We start from the raw sequence: 20302 nt of genomic DNA, 5'->3' as shown, positions 1-20302 counted from the left end.
ACCTGAGATAACCTGTATAAAATGAATGGAGTGATATTATCAATCCGGTGTTTTAGGTGTATCTTTACTTAAGTGACGCTCGTTTCTAGCTTTACGAAATCACCAAAACTCGGTGAGCCTGCCCTAAACAAAGAAGACTATGAATAAAAGACAGTTTGTTGCCCATTATTTGCGCATGAATCGCACCTCGTACTTACTGGCGATTGTGTTCATTTTTCTCGTTAACTGGTTACAGGTAGAGATACCTCGTTATATCCAACTTGCCATCGATCTTATTGAGGATGCTTCAACAACGGGCCATCAGCAGCTTCAAACCTATGTTTGGATCGTGGTCGGCATGTCGGTTGCCATGGTGGTGGTGAGAATTCTGTCTCGTATCTATGCGCTTAATCCGGGGCGAATTACAGAAGCAGCACTAAAGAGTACACTTCTACAAAAGCTGAATCGCTTACCGAGCAGCTTTCATGAACGTTTTGCATCTGGTCGGCTAATTTCAATCATGAATAATGACCTTAGCGGCATCCGACTGATGTTTGGTGTGGGGTTTCTTCAGTTCTTCAATGCGTTGCTTGCGTTGTCGCTGACGCCTCTCTACATGTGGCGCATATCGCCAGAACTCACACTGTATTCGATTATTCCTATCTCAATCGCTTTTGTGATTTTCCGTGTGGGCTTCAAGCGTATGAAAACACTGCATTTAGAGCACATGAAACGTCTACAAAACTTGTCTGCTCAGCTAATGAGTTACCTGTCTGGGATTGATTTGATTAAGAGCCAGCAGATGTCACCTTGGGTGAAAACCGAAACTGAAAAGCTTAACCAGTTATTGCTTGAGTGCCGCCTTAAAATCACACGTATTCAAGTCTTCTTTATGCCGGTACTCGACTACGCCAATGACCTGATGAAAATCATCATTCTTGGGCTTGGTGGCTACATGTTAATGAGACAAGAGCTAACCCTCGGTGAAATTACTGCTTTCCTAACTTACTCGGTTTTACTGGCTATGCCATTGATGCAGCTTGGCAGAATCGCGACCATTTATCAGCGTGGCATGGTAGGTATTCAAAGTGTACAAACCATTCTTAATGCAAAAATTCCAGATCTTGATGAAGATAAGCTCACTGAGTTAGATGTTGAATCTCTGAAGGGAAAAACGTTTTCTATTCGCAATCTCAGCTTCAGCTATTCAGGTGAAGAACGTCTGATTCTCGATGACATCAGCTTTGACATTCCAGCAGGTAAGAAAGTGGGTGTGCTAGGCGGAATCGGAGCGGGTAAAACGACATTAGTTAATTGCTTGAACCATCACTTGGATGTTCCAGAAGGTTCGGTTTTCCTAGGCGAAAGAGATGTCACTAGCTTCTCACGCAGTGATTTGCGCCGTTACGTGAAAACCGTGACGCAAGACCCTTATCTGTTTTCTGCAACCGTCGAAGACAATATCCGCTTCGGTAGCTTAGATACTGACTTGGCAAAGAGTCAGGTTGATGAGGTTTTAGAACTGAGTCAGTTAGCCAATGACGTTACACGTTTTGAGCATGGCGACCAAACCTTAGTCGGTGAGAAAGGGATCATGTTGTCGGGTGGTCAGAAACAGCGCTTGAGCATTGCTCGATCTTTATTGCAACCCACCGACCTGATCATCATGGACAACGTTCTATCGGCTGTCGACTATGAAACAGAACGTAAGATTTTAGAGGGCTTGTTTAAGCGCTTGGAAAATCAATCGGTACTTGTGGTTTCACACCGTGTTAATGCCCTTGAATATATGGATGAAATTATCGTGTTGAACGAAGGTAAGGTGATTGCGAAGGGCGACCACGCGACGTTATTGAAAACGTGCGATTACTATTACGATACATGGCAGTTACAGCAGAATGAAACGGAGGCAGCAGCATGTTAAAAGGTGTTGATCTCAAGTACCTCAAGCACTTTTTTAAGTTTGCTAAGAAATACAAACGCTCTGCGATTCTGGGCATTGCTATGCTTCCGCTCTCTGTCATTACAAGCCTATTGTTTCCTTGGCTGATCATTCAAGTGATCGATGTTCATTTAAGTCATGGTGATATGGATGGGCTGCTCGAATATGTCTTCTATCTAGTTGCTGTGCTGGTGGCGAGCTATGTGGTGGATACCACCTATTCGTATAACCTACGTAAAACGGGGCAGTACACGATAACCGACATGCGCTCAGTGTTGTTTGCTCGTGTGCTTAAACTGCCGCGCAGCTATTTTGATAACACACCGATTGGCGTCACGCTCTCACGATTAACCAGTGACTTGGAAACCATTGGCGAGACGTTTGTTCAGTCGGTTGTGGGGCTAGTTAAAGACAGTATCAATACCATTGCTCTGTTGGTGATGATGTTCTTCATTGATTGGCAGTTAACGATGATTGTATTGATCATTATGCCACCGGTGATGTATTTGACGGTGTATGTGAGAAACCGACTTCGTGCTTTGTATAAGGTGACTCGTTCTTCGCTGGCTCGCGGTATTGGCTTTTTACAAGAAGTCTTATTTGGCATGAAAACCGTTCAGATGTACCGAGCGGAAGAGCAAGTCGAGCAACGCTATCAAGGCTATACTGATGAGTTTTTAAGAGCGCAGAAGAAGATCAATAAATACGATGCGATTTTGTTCTCGTTTATCTCTGGCATCACCTCTATCACCATCGCGATTATGATCTGGTATGGCTCTGAGCAAGTGATAGAAGGGGCACTCACCTTGGGTGTGCTGATTGCGTTCATCAACACTTTAGAGAAAGTGTTTGTTCCGATCCGTGACTTTACTTCGCAGATCGCTTCGATTCAGAGTTCATTTGCAGCGTTTGACCATATTGAAGAGTTGTTTGTTGAGCCGACTGAAGAGGAAGGACGCAACCTGTTGCCATCTAACAAGGTTGAAAAACAGCTCGAACAGTTTGTGAGCCTAGAGTTTAAGAACGTGAGCTTCCGTTACAAAGACGGCTCTCCATATGTTCTAAAGAATGTCTCGTTTGTATTGGAGAAAGGGCATCAAATCGCGCTTGTGGGTTCGACGGGGTCGGGTAAGTCGACGGTTCTGCGTCTGATCTCTAAAACCTACCAAGACTATGAAGGCAGCATTTTGTTGAATGGAATAGAGCTGTCTCAGATCTCAAGCGAAGACTCTGCTCATTTGTTCTCAATGATGATGCAAGACGTGCACTTATTTGAAGAGACCATCCAATTCAATATCGCGCTGGGTAAAACGCATCTATCTAGAACTGAGGTTGAACAGGCTGCGCGCTATGTTTATGCCGATAAGTTTATTGAACAATTGCCACAAGGTTATGACTTCCACTTGGAAAAGAACGGATCCAACTTGTCTGTAGGGCAAACGCAGCTTATCTCGTTCGCTAGAGCGGTTGCACAGGGTGGTCAATTGATGATGCTTGATGAGGCGACCAGTTCGGTAGATTCAATCACCGAAGACCTAATTCAAAAAGCAATGCAGCGCCTTTTCAAGGAAAAAACCGTGATTGCGATTGCACACCGTTTGAGTACCGTTCGTCACTCAGATACGATTTTGGTGTTGGAAAAGGGTGAAATTGTTGAGCAAGGTAATCATCGACAGCTAATAGCACACAATGGAATTTATGCAGGATTGTTGGAAGAGTCCGTGGTTGGAGGAATCGATTGTAGAAGTGAGTGACTATCGAGCTATAAATAACTATTAACTAATACGAATAAGCCAAACTTGTCGACTTCCTAGCTTGTATGACTATTACAAGATACAGTTAGCCTAAAGATGAAACATATAAGGAATGTATAATGCTTCGAATCTTATTGATTGCAGTTATCTCGGTGTTCAGCACGATGAGTTTTGCAAGCGAAGAGGTTGAGTACTCAGAATTGGACTATTTAGATCGACCGTTGATGGAACGCTATATCTTGGATGAATTGAAGCAGCTAAGAATGGACCAACAAGATCTTGAAAGACGTTTGACTATTCAGATGACCGACCGTGAGCTCGCTGTGGCGGACAAATCGCTGAATTACGCCAACGTGACTGTAACCTATTTTTTCTACATTATTGCGGGTGTCGCTTCACTTATCGCATTAGTTGGGTGGCAATCGCTTAAAGAACTCAAGCACACAACCAAAGAGATGGCTGACCAGCGATTGAATTCTATCGCTCAAGAGTACGAGAAGAAGTTTAACGTTCTTGAAAGGGATCTAAAGCGTAAGACTCGAATTATCTCAGAGAACAACCGAGAAATTGAAATCATCAATGAAATACACAACTTATGGTTGAGAGCGCAAAATGCTCAAACCGCCGAGCAAAAAATTGAAATTTACGATGAGATCTTAAAAGTCCGCCCTGGTGATTTAGAGGCGCTCACTTATAAAGCTGATGCCGCAATGGACATGCAGGAATACCATTGGGCAATGAGCTTATGTAACCGTGTATTGGAAGTGGATGATCAAAATGCTCACGCCTTGTACCAACGAGCTTGTTCGTATGCAAGATTAGGTGCTGAAGGTCAGGCAATCGACGACTTAGAGCGCTCTATCGAAGCCAGTGGCTCAATGCGAGAGTTGCTAGCTGAAGAGCCAGATTTTGAGATGCTACGCGGCTTAGATCGTTTTGAAGCGCTTTGTGAAGAGTAATTATTTAATGGCATGGTGAGCTTCGTACGCTTACTATGCTTTTAATCATTTTTACGGAACGGTTTCTTACATTTCGTTTATTTTATTGAATTAATTGTTATGTTATAACATTTGAAAAGTTCATTGTGATAACCGTTGAGTATTTTTATGAAGTTCCTCCGCACTGGCCTGATAGTGACTGCTATCAGCGCATTTTCACTTGCTTTATATCTTTCTCTTTCTCCTGAACCACCAGAAGACATCGCTATCAAAATTACACCTTACCAAGGTGTGGTTTCGGCTGATGAGAAGCCATCGAGTTCAGACGTTGAGTCAAGTTCTCTGGTAAGAGTTCATTATTTTGTCAAAGTTGGGGATACACTCAGTAATGTATTTACCTCTTGGAAACTCCCTTACGGAACGGCTCAAAAGATACTTGAGGCCGATCTAGAATCACTGAAACTGGACACGATCAAGCCTGGTGATCATCTAGAGTTGTTGTTGGATAGTGACTCTAAGCAGCTAGTCGAATTGATTTACCATGAGAGCTTGGTTGAGCAGGCTGTTTACACAGAAAATGATGACGGTAGTTTTAGTTATCAGTTCATCGAGACTCCTGGGGAATGGAAAGAAAAGCTGTACGCAGGTGCGGTGCAGGGTAGTTTTTCCACGTCAGCTTACAAGGCCGGTTTAACCAGTGCCCAGATAGCCAATATCACACGAACGCTGAAAGATAAAATTAACTTCTCCAAAGATCTCAGAGCTGGCGACAGCTTTAATGTTTTGGTTAAAGAGCAATACATGGAAGATCACTTAACGGGTAAGACTGAAGTGCAAGGGGTCTCTATCAAGCTACGAAATAGGGAAGTGGCGGCTTTTCTTGCTGCGGATGGACGTTTCTATGACCGAGAAGGGAATAGCCTTGAGCAAGCTTTCAATCGATACCCAATAGACAAACAATTCCGAAGAATCACTTCATCATTCAACCCATTCCGAAAGCATCCTGTGACTGGACGTGTATCGCCGCATAATGGTACTGATTTCGCCACACCTGTGGGTTCACCCGTTTATTCAACGGGAGACGGTAGGGTTGTGGCACTTCGTGACCATCCATACGCAGGGAAATACATAGTGATAGAACATAACAGTGTTTACAAAACTCGTTATCTGCATTTGAGTCGATTCTTGGTTAAGAAAGGGCAACAGATTAAGCGTGGGCAGGAAATTGCGTTGTCGGGTGCAACAGGCCGTTTAACAGGGCCTCACTTACATTTTGAAGTGTTGGTACGTGGAAGGGCGGTCGACGCGATGAAGGCTGACCTGCCTTTGGCAAGCTCTATATTACCGAAAGACAAGGGGGCGTTCCTCGCTCGAATTGCCTCTTTTGATGAGATCATCTCTGAGCAAGAAGGCAGAACGAGTTAAATTCACTTCAGCCACGGCTTATCCTTATTCCAACCTTCTGGTGATAAACAAACCGAAGGTTGGAATAAGCATTTATTGAATCAAATAATTTCAGATTCGATTAAGCGACGACAACCGCCGTGCCGCTCGCTGATACCATCAACATGCCATTACCTGTTCCTAAGACTTCATAATCGATATCGACACCAACCACTGCGTTTGCACCCGCTTCAATCGCCTTCTGCTCCAGCTCTTTGAATGCGTAGTTACGTGCTTTCTCCAGTTCCTTTTCATAGGTGCCAGAACGTCCACCGACGAAGTCGCGAATACCTGAAAACATATCCTTGAATACGTTAACCCCTAGGATGGCTTCTCCGGCGATAACCCCTTTGTAGTCGACAATGCGTTTGCCTTCAACAGATTGAGTGGTGGTAATAATCATAATGGCCTCTGTAAGTTAGATAAGTTGTTACTAGATGATTGGTTACTAGATGAGTTGTTACTAGTTGATTAGTTATTTGATGATTAGTTACTTGCTGAGTTTTGTCTCTGAGCGAGTGAATTCATGCCTCAACCATGTTCTCAGTTTTAGCACACTTTCTTGTTTTAATTTGTTTTTTGGACAAACGAAATAGAAATCTTGATGGGGGTTAGCCACTGGCTCACTAATTTCGACCAACATGCCATGGCTGATGTCATCTTTCACAAACAAGCGGTGAGTGACTAATACACCAAGCGAACGAATGGCAGCCTGTACGGCTTGAATCGAGACATCGAACGTCAAGTTACTGTGGAACGTCGGCATGGGTGTTTGGTAATGATCGCACCACACTTGCCAGTCATGCTGTCTTCTTGGGTTGAAGACACCAATGGTTGGGTTTTGTTTCACCAGTTGTTCAACGCTTAATCCCATTTGGTTTTTCAATAGTGCTGGGCTGCACACCAATACCAGATCATCGTCACCGAGCTTTTCGCTGTAATATCGGTCCCACTCGCTCGGTTTACCGTGCACCAGCGCGATGTCCACACCTTCTTGTTCTATGTCGAAAGTGCCCGTTAGCGTGGATATACGAATATCAAGAGAGGGGGCAAAGCTTTGGAATTCCGAGACTCGCGGGATCCACCAGTGCATGGCGAGTGAGTTCACCATGTTGAGGGTGATGCGGTGGTCGTTAGGCGTTTTGGCGAGTTCTTCTGTGGCTTCTATTACTTGTTCCAGTGCGGGTGCGACTTTTCGATAATATCGCTTACCTGCGGCATTTAGAACAACACGACGACCCACACGTTGGATCAGCGGCTTATTGACCAGTTGCTCTAATGATTTTATCGCTTGGCTTACCGCTGAATGACTGACGTACAACACGCGAGCGGCGTCGGTCATGCTGCCAGTCTCAGCAACAGCAATGAAAGCATAAACGGATTTAAGCGGAACGAGTTTTTTCATTGGTAAGTTTTCCTTACAGTTATAGTTAATATTACTCGCTATTTTTCATCACGTCACGCTTCTAAAATAGGTGTCATAGGAGGTGATAATTATGTCTGATATTACCAAGGCGACGACTTTCATGTTGTTGTCGACGTTCAGTTTGTCTTTGAGTGGCTTGATGGCCAAGTATCTATCTGAAGTGATGCCAATCTCGCTACTCAGTTTTGTGCGTTTTTTGTTACCCAGTCTGTTCTTATTCTTATTCTTGATGTTTTACAAAATAACGAAACCTTCACTCGATATGTGGAAACCTTTAGTGATGCGAGCGATCTTTATGGTGGCGTGTCAGTGGTGTTTCCTTACTTCACTACAAACCTTAACGCTGGTTGAAGGTGTGGTGTTATTCAGTACGGGTCCGCTGTTTATTCCATTGTTAGAAAAATTAATATTCGGAACTAAGATTCATACAACGACTATCGCATGTTTAGCAATTACATTTTTCGGCGTAGTGATGATGGCAGGGGATTGGTCGCAGTTTGAGTTTGGTTCGGAGTTTTTTAGACCTGCGCTATTGCTCGGGCTTCTAGCGGGTGTGTTTAATTCTGGCTCGCAAGTGAGTCTGTACCGAGCATCTAAAACTAGCCTGACACCAGCAGAGCTTAACGCATGGACCTTTTTAGTCGCAGCAATACTTGTTATACCTATGCTCGTGTTGACTTCTGTTTCTGCTGTACCAGATGTATTTAAGGGGGATAGTGTGTATGGAGCTTTAACGACTTTGCTGTCGTTTGATGACTTGCGTTGGATTGGACTTGGTGCATTTGGACTCGCACTGTTTACCATCAATACTCAAATTTTCCGCTCCAAGGCTTATAAGCTTGCAGACAGCGGTTCCCAGTTAGCACCACTGATTTTTACTAACATGCTGTTTAGCGCCTTATGGCAGGGGTTGTTCTTTGATGATGTGTTTTCTACTCAGCAGATGATTGGCATTAATCTGATTGTTGTGGCGAGCATTACCAACACGCTATTAGCGAAGAGACACAGCAAAGCAAAAGCCAAGCAAACGCCGCGAGTCACAGTGGCTGTAGCGACTGTAGTGGACGTTGCGGTATTGGACTCGGCAGCTAAAAGCTAACCATTGAGCTTATGAAGCTTATGGTCTTTAGTCTGAATGGTTAGCTTAAAACAATGAGCGTATGTACTCTTTGACTCGGTCGATGTGTTCGTTTGGTTCAATCTCGCAACGCTGTTTAGTCTCTAGGAATCGCTCAGCGTATTTGTCGTAGATTTTGTTTTCTAAGAACAGCAAATACAGCTTGGGATCGATATGACCGCTGGTGGCCATGTCGGTCATGATGTTGAGTGATTCGCTTAGGAGTTTGCCTTTCTTATACGGGCGATCACTAGAGGTGAGCGCTTCAAAGACATCAGCAATGGCCATCGCTCTGGACGGTAGAGGTAATTGGTCTTCGCTTAAGCCTCTTGGGTAGCCCTTGCCGTCGATACGCTCGTGGTGTCCGCTGGCGATATCCGGAATATTCTGGAGGTAAGACGGATAAGGCAGCTTGTTAAGCATGGTGAAGGTTTGAATAATATGATCGTTGATCATGAAACGTTCTTCATCGTTTAACGTGCCACGACGAACTTTCAAGTTGTGCAGTTCACCTTGGTTGTATTTGACCTCTCCTGGCTTAAGCACAAACGCTTCTTGCCATACATCAGCAGGGCTAAAGCCATTATCCCACGGTATTTTATGTTCGGGTTTATCAGCAAGTAGCGGTTCCATCACCGGTAGTATTTGGTCTTTTCTTGCTGGCTCAGCTTCACTCTTCTCTGTCGTGTCTTGTTGTTCATTGAATCTCTCTTTTTCAGACCAAGATAACCCTAGCTGATCGTCGAGTGTTCGTTTCCATTGGCGCTTGGCTATTCGGTCTAAGCGTTCTAGTTGTTCGTCCGTCATCGACTCTCCACCAAGGTTACATTCAGCAACAAAGGCAAATTCTTCATCCAATTCTGACAAGCTTTGTTCGAGGATCTTAAGCTGATCCTCTTGAAGCGCTCCGTTCGCTATAGCTTTCCAGTAGTCGGTTTCAGCCTGTTGTTTTAACAGTTCGAAACGCATTCGCACTTCGTGGATTCGGTCGTAAATGGTTTCAAGTTTTGTTGCCTTGTCTACCACATATTCAGGCGTGGTCACCTTGCCGCAGTCATGAAGCCAAGCGGCGAGCATTAACTCTTCCCACTGTTTACTATCCAATGAGAATTGCGGGTAATAACGGTCATCATCAATGGTTGCTTGAGTCAGCCATTTGGTCAGTTCAGGCACGCGTTGGCAGTGCCCGCCCGTGTAAGGTGATTTGGTATCAATCGCTGATGCAATCAACTCGATAAAGGCATTAAGCATGTCTTTCTGTTGCTGCATTTGGTCAATGTTATCTTTGGCTATTTCCGCAAAGCTGAGCAGTTCTCGTAAGAAGGCGTGCTTGTCTGCCTGCATCTTGGTAATCGGTCTTTCATAGCCAATTGCGACGATACCCACCAACAACTTCTCACGGTTTAATAGTGGAAACAGGTACAGATCTGAATTGAAGATCGAATCTTGGTAATAGTTGAGAACATTGTCTTCTCGGTTTAAGTGGATGGTTTCTCCGGATTTAAGCTGGCACAGCAACCAAGGGGTGTGCTTGATGAAGTCATTGATGTCGGCCTTAAAGGGAAGAATAGCGAGGTTCGCGGCCGTATCAAACACATCTTTCTCTTTTGATTGAGTGAAGAGGACGATGGTTTCTGCTTTGGTAATTAAATAGCTTTGATGAGCAATATTTTTGGCTAATATCGAAAATTCCTGATTACCTGCCGTGTCTCGAAGTAGCGTAATAAGATCATGAAGCGTGTGTTCCATCAGCTCAATTGAGTGGGCGAGGTTAGCCACTTCTTGAATCATGCTTTTGGGATAATGAGTTCGCCTGAAGTCAAATCGTGCGATGTTGTCGGTGAGTTGCATCAGTGTATTGAGTGGCTGAGACAGTCTATTAGCAACAAACCATACGATAGCGAAGCAGATGAACAACATCCCAATCGCGACGGCGACTTGCTTGTCACGCATCGAGATAAGATCAGAGAGCAACTCATTGTGTGGCGTAGCCTCTGCCAAATATAAAGTGACATTCTGAGTGAGCTCAACAGGCGTTAGCGTTAATGCCCAAGTGTTTAAGTTGTACTCAACGTTTTTTAGGTTGAGGTTTAATTTCTCCTCGTCGGAGATAAGTGGTGCTATGACGGATGCTTTCAATGCTTCCATCTGTTCACGTTTGGGCACATTAAAGAAGCTTTGGTCTTGCTCACTGCCAGAGAGTTTCCCCGTCGTTTGGTTATTCGTTTTCTCAGTTTTACTTGTGTCGTTAGGCTGGGAGGTAAGCTTGGGAATCGATAGATCAAGTTGATGTTGGCCGAGAAGATTGAAATGTTGATCGAATAGAGCGAGTCGGGTTTGTGGAGAGTAGGCCAATTCACTGATCTGGGAAGAGAGAGATTTCAACGTGAAGTCGGCACCAACGACATGCTTGCCATCCAAAGAACGTCTAGAAAGCGTGATGCCATTGGTTTGCAGGAAATAGAACAGGTAGGGCTCAGAGAGCTGTATTGAGCCGTCAGGCTTTGCGTTACGAAACCAAGGTCGAGTCGTGGGGTTGAACTTACTCTCGGCTTGTCGGGTACTGATCACTTGGTGTGCGCCATCGAGAAAGGTAATAAAGTTTTCACCATCTAGATTGGTGCTGCTGACCATCATGGTCGCTTTCGCGGGAGCGTTGTTGTCGGCTCTCTGTTTAATGGAACTCAGAGGGCGAAAGATTCTGAAGTCACCATCTTCAGAGCCATAGAACAGAGCGACTAAATTGGTATTTTGTTTGAAGATGATATCGACCGAAGCAAGCCAAGATTCTTTTTCGACGGAGGAGGTTTGATGAGCAACAAACGGGCTCACTGCCATCACGTTTAAGGTTGTGATGACTGGGGCAATAGCTTGTTTAAATACCGATTCCAGTTTATCGCGATGTTCATTACTGACTTCGCGCACTGTGCCTAAAAGCAGTTCTTGAGAATGCCGATAACTTATCGAAATCAGTACGGTACCGACAAGAGTGGTCAAAATTAAGAAAAGGCTAGTGATGTGGATACTCAGCGGATATCGTCTTCTTCTCATCTAACACTCCAGTTTGTAGACTGGTTTAAGTATTGACGAACTTGGGTAGGTTGCAAAAAATTGGCGTAATTACCGAGTATGATCGATTTTACTTAGATAAGAAAAGCGTTAGCGTCTTCTGGTAGCCACGTATTCCCGTGTCGTGTAAATGAATACCTAATAAACCTTTATGTTTGGGTGCTAATTGTCACTTTCAACTGATAAACTGGTCGAATTGTTGCTATTAAGCACTCATTTCTTAAGCACGTTTTTTGACCGAGCGAAGAGGGCATTGATTCATGGAACTAAAAGTAGACACCCACACCCACACATACGCAAGTGGTCATGCTTACAGCACGTTGATCGAGAATGCAAAATCGGCAAAACAAAACGGTTTAGCTATGTTTTGTACGACCGACCATTCCGAGTCTATGCCGGGCGCGCCACACTATTGGTTTTTCAGTAACCAACGTGTGCTCCCTCGTTTTATTGAAGATGTCGCTATTATTCGAGGTGTCGAGTCAAACATCATGAACACACAGGGTGAAATCGACATTCATCCGAGTGTGGATAAGAATCTAGATTGGGTGATTGCCAGCTTCCACGAGCCCGTTTTTCGCCCGTCGGATGTTGCTACTCATACAGAAGCATTGTTGAATGTGATTAAAGGCGGTCGTGTTGATGCACTTGGTCATTTAGGCAACCCAAATTTTGATTTCGATTTTGAAGTTGTGATTCAATGTGCGGCGGAACATAACGTAGCAATCGAAATTAATAACACCACGCTTAAAGGCAATAGCCGCGTTGGCAGTGTTGATCGTTGTTACGAAATCGCAAGAATTGCTAGAGCGAAAGGTGCGTTTATTACGACAGGTAGCGATGCGCATTTCTGCATAGATGTGGGCGGGTTAGATCTCGTGTCTTCACTACTTGATGAGGTGGGCGTGGATTCGAGCAAGGTTATTACCCATTCACCACAGCAATTCTTAGCCTTTTTGGCATTACGTGGTCGTCAATCGATTAACGAGTTTTCGGTATTTGAGTGATGGTTTGCCCGGTACTTGTCAGTAATTAGCTAGCTAGTTTGCATTTCGACACAATCAATTTTTGTGCCCGACGGATTTTTGTATACACTAGCCGAAAATAATAAAGTCGAAGTGCCACAATAACGATGGCGCTATCTTCAAAGACACCGCTTCACTTGGAGAAATAATGAAAACTCGCTCAATCCTTTTATCTGGCTTAATCGCTGCTTCAGTATTGTCTGGCAACGCATTTGCTAATGTTGACCTTAAGAAAAATATGCAAGAAATGAAGCTTGCGTTCAAACAAGCGGCAGAAGCTCAAAGCATTGAAGAGATGCAAAAGCCTATCGTTCGTTTAGATACGCTAGTGGCAGAGCTCAAAACGGGTGTTTACCCAATAGAGAAAGAAGATAACTTCATGGAAGGTTTCAAAAAAATCAGTGCATCATTGGATAGCATTGAGCAGAAGCTAGACCAAGGTGACTTAGAGTCGGCACAGCAGGAACTTCGTACTATTGACGGCCTTCGTGAAGAGTACCATGAGAAGCGTAATCCAAGCATTTGGAGCAAGATCTTCGGTTAATTTTCTAATCAATTGAGTTTGCTTATTAGATACGTATCAAAGAGATACGTAACAAAGAGCAAAACCTCAAGATTCGATTTCTAAAACGCTGTCTTACATTACCCTCTTCAAGGGAAGGTGTAAGGCGGCGTTTTTTATTGTCGTTTCTCTAAACAGTTTACTGCTATTTTTCTAGACATTTTACTGCTAAATAGACGCGTAACATTCTTTTGGCTCTTTGGTTGTAACCAGTTTTTAACTAAAAAGAGTGTGCGTTAGCTTCAATTTTTTAACTTGCTGTTAATCTTTACGTTTACCTATATTCCAAGTCCCTCATAATAAGGGAAATTTATAAAGATTTGGAATAATGCGCCGAACCTCGTTCAACTTCTCCATGTTGCTTGCTACAGCATTAAGCTGGGTGCTGGTGACATTAATGCCTGTTATCAATGCTCATGGTAATAGTGCGGGAGTATGGGCGTCGTTATGTACGGTCAATGGCTTTGAACTGGTTCAAATTGAAGAAGGTGAACCTAATACTCATAAAGGAAAGCCGTGTCCCTTTAGCCATTTTTCCACGTTTCACCAAGACAATCTTCCAACTACACTACTGACAACTCGATTGAGTTCTATTGTCTCAGACAGCTACGCTTTTTTGGCTCTAAGCGAACGCTACACGAGACAAGCCCCGCGCGGCCCTCCCTTTGATATTGCTTAAACCTAACCCACTAAAATAATTAAAAAATAAAGTATTAAGTAAAGTTAAACATGCTCAGATTACTTTCTGATTTTTCAGAAGGTACGTTTGCGTGTGTCAAAGGAAATTATAATGTTGAGAAATGAATCTCAAACCCCTGCGAAAGCACAAGCAACTTCGCAGTCTAAAAGCAGTGCAACAACTGGTTCGAAAACCAATATAAAAAGCAAAGACCGCAATAAAACTCTCTACTTCCTCACTTGGCGCTGGCACTTCTATGCTGGGCTATTCGTTATCCCGTTTATGCTAATGCTGAGCATTACAGGCTTGGTGATGCTGTTTGATGATGAAATCGAACTTGTTTTCCATCAAGACGCGATTGAAATTGTTGCATCGGGCGAACCGATCAAGGTGTCACAACAATTAGCTGCGGTACAAAATCAATACCCACAAGGTACGGTGACACAATTTGTACCGAGTAAAGTCCCTGATCTTGCGAACCGATTTTCTGTATCACTTGAAGATGGCACGTCCGTTTTCGCCACGGTGAATCAATATACTGGCGAAGTGGTAGGAGAAATCCCCCGCAGCGACAGTCTGTATCAACTGGCGAATGACATTCACGGCACTTTGTTGATTGGTGATTGGGGGGATTACCTAATTGAAGTCGCAATAAGCTTGTCTATTCTGTTACTCATCAGTGGCATTTACTTATGGCTTCCTCGAGATAACGCGAGCCGCGCTGGTTTTCTTAAGCTTCGATTTGGTTCAGGAACGCGTATTTTAATGCGTGATCTGCATGCGAATATCGGTGGAACACTGTCATTCATTCTTCTGTTATTTATTCTATCGGGATTATCATGGACAGGTTTTTGGGGCGGTAAGCTAGTGCAAGCATGGAGTACGTTTCCTGCTCAAATGTGGGACGACATTCCTCTGTCTAACGAAACGCATGCTTCTTTAAATCACGGGTCTGAAGAAGAAATGCCTTGGAACCTAGAGCAAACTCCACTGCCTTTGTCTCAAGATAAGCCAGCCGAACACGTCCACCAAGTAGAAGAAGCGTCTGAAGCTCATGATCATTCTAAGATGGGTGAGGATCATTCTCAGCATGTATTATCTACGAGTGATTTCTCGATTGATGATGTGATAGCAAAAGCTCAATCTCTTGGTTTTACGCAATATAAAGTCAATTTCCCGCGTTCAGAAACGGGTGTTTACACCGTGGCCGCCAATACTATGGGAGGCGATATCATCGACCCAACCCAAGATCGCACAACTCACCTCGACCAATATTCAGGGCGCATTCTAGGAGAGGTGACGTGGCAAGATTACAATTTATTCGCCAAAACTTTAGCCGTCGGTATTTCTCTGCACCAAGGTGACATCAGTATCATCAACAAGCTTCTAAATGCGTTGTTTTGTTTGGCATTCATTTTGGTGTCGGTGACTGGTGGTGTGATGTGGTGGATGCGCAGGCCTTCAGGCCAAAGAAAGTTGGGGACGCCACCGAAGTTTGGTGATGCAGGCTTATGGAAAGCAGGCTTGGTGACTGTGGTTGTTATTTCGGTACTGTTTCCACTCGCGGGTGCAACGATTGTGATTGCAATGCTATTGGATTGGTTACTGTTTTCACGCGTTGAGAGATTCAAGACCGCGTTGAGTTAATTGACATGCAAACGGACTTTCTCTATTTGAGAAGGTCCGTTTTATTAATCAGATGATCGCTTCTTTTGTGAAGAAGACTTTAGACTTGATACGGCTCTAGATCTGATAAAGCTTTAGATCTGATAAAGTTCTAGCGGCAGGCCGTCTGGGTCTGCGAAAAACGTAAATGATTTCCCCGTAAACTCATCAACTCGAATCGGTTCGACTTCAATACCTTGTTCTTCCAAGTAGCTTTTGGCATGTTGAACGTCATCAACACAAAAGGCCAAATGTCTTAGCCCTTGAGCTTCCGGAAAGCTTGGTCTTTCAGGTGCGTCAGGGAAGCTAAATAATTCTATTTGAGCGCCATTAGGCAGTGCTAAGTCAAGCTTGTACGACTGGCGCGCTTCACGATAATTCTCAGCAATCACTTCAAGCTTTAAAACTTGTGTATAAAAGCGTTTAGAGACTTCGTAGTCTGAGCAAATAATGGCGGCGTGGTGTATTCCTTTCAGCATCAGTTTATTTCTCCTGCCAGCTTGTCACTCAAGTGTTCCATCGCGTAATCAATGAATACACGTAATCGAGCGGGCATGTACTTGGTTTGAGCAAACTGCATCGCGATAGCGCCATGGTAATTACTCTTGATGGTCCAATCTTCCAATACTTGCACTACAGAGCCTTCAGCCAATGCATCTTGAATCACGAAGTCATGGAAAATACCCACGCCAAGCCCTTCTTTAACACCTTTCAATCGTATCTGAGAGTGGTTCACAGCGTAACGTCCGCTGACGGGGACTGTGTAAAACTCATCACCTTTAAGGAAGTCCCAAATGTGGTCTTTATCTGTTTCTGCAAGGTATAAGCAGTCGTGCTCAGACAGCTCGGTAGGGTGGTGAGGGATTCCTTTGGCATCTAAATAGCCGGGGCTCGCACATAACACGAGGTTTGTTTTTCCGAGTTCTTTCAATACCAAGCTCTCGTCAGGTTTGTCGGTAAGGCGAAAGGCAATGTCGATGCCTTGGCGCAATATGTCGATGTCGCCATCAGCTGCCCTTAGCTTGAGTTGAATCTCTGGATACTGATTTAAAAATGGAACAACAAAAGGCTGTAGCACTGAGTTCAAGAACGCCTCAGGCGCCGCTACCGTTATAGAGCCTGCAGGTTCAGTATGGTCGGAGGTAGACAGCTCAACCGCTTGTTGCGCCGCATTAATCATGACCACGCTTTGGTCGTATACCAACTGGCCTGCTTGCGTGATGATCAATGTACGAGTGGTACGTTCAAACAGCTTTACTGAGAGTGCTTTTTCTAGACGTGTGATCAATTTACTCAACGCTGAGGGTGTCACCCCTAACTGCTTTGCTGCAGCGGTAAAGCTACCTTCATTCACAACTAAGATAAACGAGGCGAGATCGGGAAGTAGGGCGATGAGTTTTGGGTTAATCATAAGTGTCCAGTAGGGCTAGTTGCAACGGTGAGCTTATTGACAATTGTGAGTGATCTTTTCTGATTTGTGAATCAATTTCATTAATCACTTGGCGTGATTGCTCTGATTGCTTGGCGTGTTTTGCTTTTCATCTCATCGGTTTTCATCTGTATAGCGGAGTTGCTGATGCACATTCTAAGAGAAGCGGATAATCATCACCATATCGTTCTGAGATGAAAAATAGAGATCTGATATGAAAGTGAAATTAGACACAAACGGAAGGGGATTTGACGTTAAAAAGAGCAGGTAAGACGCGTTTATGTGCCCTGTGTCACTGGGATGAACCATTATTCGTGCCTGCGATTCATTAATGTTTTTCCAACTAAAGGGATAATCGAGAAGGGGATGTTCAACTAGAATAGGGGTATAAGTTTTACAGTGTAAATGATCGAATTGAAATCGTTTACATCCCCTACATAATGCGGCGCGCGATGCTGCTGAATAATAATTAGGAAGGAATAGACAATGTCTTCTGCATTTTACCAACAGATTCAAACTCAAATCGAAGAAGTTAAAGAAGAAGGTCTTTACAAGTCTGAGCGCATTATCACTTCTGCACAAAAAGCAGCGGTTTCTATCTCGACTGGTGAAGAAGTACTAAACTTCTGTGCAAACAACTACTTAGGTCTTGCTAACCACCCAGCTCTTATCGAAGCAGCTAAAGATGGTATGGATCAGCACGGTTTTGGCATGGCTTCAGTACGTTTCATCTGTGGTACTCAAGACTCTCACAAAGAACTAGAGCAAAAGCTATCTACGTTCCTTGGTAAAGAAGACACTATCCTTTACACATCTTGCTTTGATGCAAACGCTGGCCTATTCGAAACGATTCTAGGCAAAGAAGACGCAATCATTTCTGATGCTCTAAACCACGCATCTATCATTGATGGTGTTCGTCTGTGTAAAGCAATGCGCTTCCGTTACTCGAACAACAACATGGAAGAGCTAGAGCAGCAACTTATCGCAGCTAAAGAAGCGGGCGCTCGTCACACGCTTATCGTAACTGACGGCGTGTTCTCAATGGACGGCGTAGTTGCTAACCTTCCTGCTATCTGTGACCTTGCTGACAAGTACGGTGCACTAGTGATGGTTGATGACTCTCACGCAGTTGGCTTCATGGGCGAAAACGGCGCAGGTACTCACGAGTTCCACAACGTTGTTGACCGTATCGACATCATCACAGGTACGCTTGGTAAAGCAATGGGTGGCGCTTCAGGCGGTTACACTTCTGGTAAGAAAGAAGTAATCGACTGGTTACGTCAGCGTTCTCGTCCATACCTATTCTCTAACTCTGTTGCACCTGCAATCGTATCGGCGTCTATCCGCGTTCTAGATCTTCTAGCGGAATCTGGCGACCTACGTATTCAACTATGGGAAAACTCTGCTCACTTCCGTACTCGCATGGAAGCAGCTGGTTTCACTATGGGCGGTGCTGACCACGCAATCATCCCAATCATGCTGGGTGATGCAAAAGTTGCGGCTGAATTCGCAGAGCGCGCACTAGAGAAAGGCATCTACGTGGTAGGTTTCTCTTTCCCAGTAGTACCAAAAGGCGCAGCTCGTATCCGTACGCAAATGTCTGCTGCGCACTCTCGTGAGCAACTGGATCGCGCAATTGATGCGTTCATCCAAGTTGGTAAAGACATGGCTATCATCTAATTTTAAAGGGGTGCCTTTGCATCCTTTGATTAGATAGAACAACACCCAATAGAACATATAGATTTTTGATTCTCGCCTTACTGTTAGGCGAGATGAACTGGATAACATTATGAAAATTAAAGCACTTTCTAAGCTTAAGCCTGAAGAAGGCATCTGGATGACCGAGGTTGAAAAACCTGAAATGGGTCATAATGATCTTCTTATTCGTATTAAGAAAACTGCAATTTGTGGTACAGACGTACATATCTACAACTGGGATGAGTGGTCACAAAACACAATTCCAGTACCTATGGTGGTAGGTCACGAATACGTGGGTGAAGTTGTTGGCATCGGCCAAGAAGTTCGTGGTTTTGAAATCGGCGACCGTGTATCTGGTGAAGGCCACATCACATGTGGTCACTGTCGTAACTGTCGTGGCGGCCGTACTCACCTTTGTCGTAACACAACAGGTGTTGGCGTAAACCGCACTGGTGCGTTCTCTGAGTTCCTTGTGATCCCTGCGTTCAACGCATTTAAGATCCCTGCAGAAATCTCTGACGATCTAGCATCAATCTTTGACCCGTTTGGTAACGCAGTACACACAGCGCTTTCTTTCGACCTAGTAGGCGAAGACGTGCTAATCACTGGTGCTGGTCCAATCGGTATCATGGCTGCTGCTGTTGCGAAGCACGTTGGTGCTCGTCACGTTGTAATCACTGACGTAAATGAATACCGCCTAGATCTTGCTCGTCAAATGGGTGTGACTCGCGCAGTAAACGTGATGGAAGAGAAGCTTGAAGACGTAATGTCGGATCTTGGCATGACAGAAGGCTTCGATGTAGGCCTAGAAATGTCTGGTAACCCATCTGCGTTCAACAGCATGCTGACTAACATGAACCACGGCGGTAAGATTTCTCTACTAGGCATTCCACCATCAGACATGGCAGTAGATTGGAACCAAGTCATCTTCAAAGGCTTGGTTATCAAAGGTATCTACGGTCGTGAGATGTTCGAAACTTGGTACAAGATGGCTTCTTTGATTCAATCAGGCCTAGATCTAACACCAATCATTACTCACCACTACAAAGTGGACGACTTCCAGAAAGGCTTCGACATGATGCGCTCTGGTATGTCAGGTAAAGTAATTTTAGACTGGGAGTAGGTTACTACCAGTTTTGAATGTTAGAAGGCAACAGGTAAAACTGTTGCCTTTTTTATCGCCACTCTGTAGCCATATTTAATTTATAAATAATTTAACTAATTGATATTTATTGGTTATTTTTTATTTCGCATATAGTGGCAAGTTTGATTCAATCAGGGTTAGACCTATCACCAATCATTACCTCATCACTTTAAAATTGATGATTTCCAAGCTGGCTTCGATGCTATACGTAGGGGGCTTTCTGGCAAGGTTTTCCTTGATTGGGAATAGAAAAATTAGGCTCTAAATAGCAAAAGGCGACAGTGAAAATTGTCGCCTTTTTTACGAATAAAACAGCTAAATAACGGTCGTTTACAGTGTCTACCGCCACTTTGTCGCCATTAATTCTCTAATGGATTGAGGGGCTTTGTTGCGTAATTCAGTGGAACTAAATCCAGAACCTACGATCTGATC

16 protein-coding genes are annotated in these 20302 nt (G+C 44.1%); 11 read left to right on the top strand and 5 right to left on the bottom strand.

What is annotated here, in order from left to right; genetic code table 11:
* Positions 1–139 precede the first annotated feature (139 nt).
* The 4 genes from ACED59_RS00080 (at position 140) to ACED59_RS00065 (ending at position 6038) form a co-directional block, all read left to right on the top strand.
* A complete protein-coding gene (locus tag ACED59_RS00080; protein ID WP_017098379.1) occupies positions 140–1903 on the top strand; it encodes an ABC transporter ATP-binding protein in 1764 nt (587 codons plus the stop codon).
* Positions 1897–3675 carry an ABC transporter ATP-binding protein gene (locus ACED59_RS00075; RefSeq protein WP_017098378.1) on the top strand — a complete coding sequence of 593 codons (1779 nt, stop codon included), beginning with the start codon at positions 1897–1899 and terminating at the stop codon, positions 3673–3675. Before ACED59_RS00080 ends, ACED59_RS00075 begins: the two co-directional genes overlap by 7 nt.
* Before the next feature lie 119 nt (positions 3676–3794).
* Positions 3795–4634 carry a tetratricopeptide repeat protein gene (locus tag ACED59_RS00070; RefSeq protein ID WP_009845608.1) on the top strand — a complete coding sequence of 280 codons (840 nt, stop codon included), beginning with the start codon at positions 3795–3797 and terminating at the stop codon, positions 4632–4634.
* A 147-nt stretch (positions 4635–4781) separates the two neighbouring features.
* Positions 4782–6038: a peptidoglycan DD-metalloendopeptidase family protein gene (locus tag ACED59_RS00065; protein WP_017098377.1), complete on the top strand. Its 1257-nt coding sequence runs from the start codon at positions 4782–4784 to the stop codon at positions 6036–6038.
* Between the two features lie 100 nt (positions 6039–6138).
* Here ACED59_RS00065 and ACED59_RS00060 read toward each other — a convergent pair whose 3' ends face one another.
* Both ACED59_RS00060 and ACED59_RS00055 read right to left on the bottom strand, forming a co-directional pair.
* Entirely contained in the window at positions 6139–6459 is a 321-nt protein-coding gene (locus ACED59_RS00060; RefSeq protein ID WP_004730185.1) for a heavy metal-binding domain-containing protein, read from the bottom strand.
* Positions 6460–6546: 87 nt separating this feature from the next.
* Positions 6547–7461: a LysR substrate-binding domain-containing protein gene (locus tag ACED59_RS00055; protein WP_017098376.1), complete on the bottom strand. Its 915-nt coding sequence runs from the start codon at positions 7459–7461 to the stop codon at positions 6547–6549.
* Positions 7462–7552: 91 nt separating this feature from the next.
* On the opposite strand from ACED59_RS00055, the gene ACED59_RS00050 reads away from it, so the two are divergent.
* The gene (locus ACED59_RS00050) at positions 7553–8581 is read left to right on the top strand and encodes a DMT family transporter (protein ID WP_017098375.1); all 1029 of its coding nucleotides are present in this window, start codon (positions 7553–7555) and stop codon (positions 8579–8581) included.
* Between the two features lie 45 nt (positions 8582–8626).
* Here the strand turns inward: ACED59_RS00050 and ACED59_RS00045 are convergent, their stop codons facing one another.
* Positions 8627–11650 (bottom strand): HD domain-containing phosphohydrolase, encoded by a 3024-nt coding sequence (locus tag ACED59_RS00045; protein WP_017098374.1) that lies wholly within the window; start codon positions 11648–11650, stop codon positions 8627–8629.
* Positions 11651–11928: 278 nt separating this feature from the next.
* Between ACED59_RS00045 and ACED59_RS00040 the strand changes: the two genes are divergently transcribed.
* The 4 genes from ACED59_RS00040 to ACED59_RS00025 all read left to right on the top strand — a co-directional run bounded on the left by ACED59_RS00040 (position 11929) and on the right by ACED59_RS00025 (position 15581).
* Positions 11929–12675 (top strand): phosphatase, encoded by a 747-nt coding sequence (locus ACED59_RS00040; RefSeq protein ID WP_017098373.1) that lies wholly within the window; start codon positions 11929–11931, stop codon positions 12673–12675.
* A gap of 166 nt (positions 12676–12841) precedes the next feature.
* The gene (locus ACED59_RS00035) at positions 12842–13237 is read left to right on the top strand and encodes a cytochrome b562 (RefSeq protein ID WP_012600383.1); all 396 of its coding nucleotides are present in this window, start codon (positions 12842–12844) and stop codon (positions 13235–13237) included.
* 346 nt (positions 13238–13583) lie between these two features.
* Complete coding sequence (locus tag ACED59_RS00030; protein ID WP_012600384.1) at positions 13584–13934, top strand: hypothetical protein; 351 nt, start codon at positions 13584–13586, stop codon at positions 13932–13934.
* Between the two features lie 111 nt (positions 13935–14045).
* Positions 14046–15581 (top strand): PepSY domain-containing protein, encoded by a 1536-nt coding sequence (locus tag ACED59_RS00025; protein WP_017098372.1) that lies wholly within the window; start codon positions 14046–14048, stop codon positions 15579–15581.
* A gap of 113 nt (positions 15582–15694) precedes the next feature.
* Here ACED59_RS00025 and ACED59_RS00020 read toward each other — a convergent pair whose 3' ends face one another.
* Both ACED59_RS00020 and ACED59_RS00015 read right to left on the bottom strand, forming a co-directional pair.
* Positions 15695–16078: a VOC family protein gene (locus ACED59_RS00020; protein ID WP_017098371.1), complete on the bottom strand. Its 384-nt coding sequence runs from the start codon at positions 16076–16078 to the stop codon at positions 15695–15697.
* Positions 16078–17010: a LysR family transcriptional regulator gene (locus ACED59_RS00015; protein WP_017098370.1), complete on the bottom strand. Its 933-nt coding sequence runs from the start codon at positions 17008–17010 to the stop codon at positions 16078–16080. The genes ACED59_RS00020 and ACED59_RS00015 overlap by 1 nt, the downstream gene beginning before the upstream one ends.
* 504 nt (positions 17011–17514) lie before the next feature.
* Here ACED59_RS00015 and ACED59_RS00010 point away from each other — a divergent pair.
* Both ACED59_RS00010 and tdh read left to right on the top strand, forming a co-directional pair.
* Entirely contained in the window at positions 17515–18708 is a 1194-nt protein-coding gene (locus tag ACED59_RS00010) for a glycine C-acetyltransferase (RefSeq protein WP_017098369.1), read from the top strand.
* A 109-nt stretch (positions 18709–18817) separates the two neighbouring features.
* Entirely contained in the window at positions 18818–19849 is a 1032-nt protein-coding gene (gene tdh / locus ACED59_RS00005; RefSeq protein WP_009845596.1) for an L-threonine 3-dehydrogenase, read from the top strand.
* Positions 19850–20302: the final 453 nt, after the last annotated feature.

It is taken from the genome of Vibrio sp. FF266, assembly GCF_041439695.1.
In the GTDB taxonomy this organism is placed as follows: domain Bacteria; phylum Pseudomonadota; class Gammaproteobacteria; order Enterobacterales; family Vibrionaceae; genus Vibrio; species Vibrio tasmaniensis_A.
The sequence above is the reverse complement of the archived record's forward strand: the minus strand, read 5'-3'. Positions and strand labels throughout refer to the sequence as shown.

Excerpts from the sequence above, each read along its gene's own strand:
- ACED59_RS00080 (WP_017098379.1), top strand. The coding sequence starts at position 140 with ATGAATAAAAGACAGTTTGTTGCCCATTATTTGCGCATGAATCGCACC.
- ACED59_RS00065 (WP_017098377.1), top strand. The coding sequence starts at position 4,782 with ATGAAGTTCCTCCGCACTGGCCTGATAGTGACTGCTATCAGCGCATTT.
- ACED59_RS00030 (WP_012600384.1), top strand. The coding sequence starts at position 13,584 with ATGCGCCGAACCTCGTTCAACTTCTCCATGTTGCTTGCTACAGCATTA.
- ACED59_RS00020 (WP_017098371.1), bottom strand. The coding sequence starts at position 16,078 with ATGCTGAAAGGAATACACCACGCCGCCATTATTTGCTCAGACTACGAA.
- ACED59_RS00040 (WP_017098373.1), top strand. The coding sequence starts at position 11,929 with ATGGAACTAAAAGTAGACACCCACACCCACACATACGCAAGTGGTCAT.
- ACED59_RS00035 (WP_012600383.1), top strand. The coding sequence starts at position 12,842 with ATGAAAACTCGCTCAATCCTTTTATCTGGCTTAATCGCTGCTTCAGTA.
- ACED59_RS00070 (WP_009845608.1), top strand. The coding sequence starts at position 3,795 with ATGCTTCGAATCTTATTGATTGCAGTTATCTCGGTGTTCAGCACGATG.
- ACED59_RS00045 (WP_017098374.1), bottom strand. The coding sequence starts at position 11,650 with ATGAGAAGAAGACGATATCCGCTGAGTATCCACATCACTAGCCTTTTC.
- ACED59_RS00050 (WP_017098375.1), top strand. The coding sequence starts at position 7,553 with ATGTCTGATATTACCAAGGCGACGACTTTCATGTTGTTGTCGACGTTC.
- ACED59_RS00060 (WP_004730185.1), bottom strand. The coding sequence starts at position 6,459 with ATGATTATTACCACCACTCAATCTGTTGAAGGCAAACGCATTGTCGAC.
- ACED59_RS00010 (WP_017098369.1), top strand. The coding sequence starts at position 17,515 with ATGTCTTCTGCATTTTACCAACAGATTCAAACTCAAATCGAAGAAGTT.
- ACED59_RS00055 (WP_017098376.1), bottom strand. The coding sequence starts at position 7,461 with ATGAAAAAACTCGTTCCGCTTAAATCCGTTTATGCTTTCATTGCTGTT.
- ACED59_RS00075 (WP_017098378.1), top strand. The coding sequence starts at position 1,897 with ATGTTAAAAGGTGTTGATCTCAAGTACCTCAAGCACTTTTTTAAGTTT.
- tdh (WP_009845596.1), top strand. The coding sequence starts at position 18,818 with ATGAAAATTAAAGCACTTTCTAAGCTTAAGCCTGAAGAAGGCATCTGG.
- ACED59_RS00025 (WP_017098372.1), top strand. The coding sequence starts at position 14,046 with ATGTTGAGAAATGAATCTCAAACCCCTGCGAAAGCACAAGCAACTTCG.
- ACED59_RS00015 (WP_017098370.1), bottom strand. The coding sequence starts at position 17,010 with ATGATTAACCCAAAACTCATCGCCCTACTTCCCGATCTCGCCTCGTTT.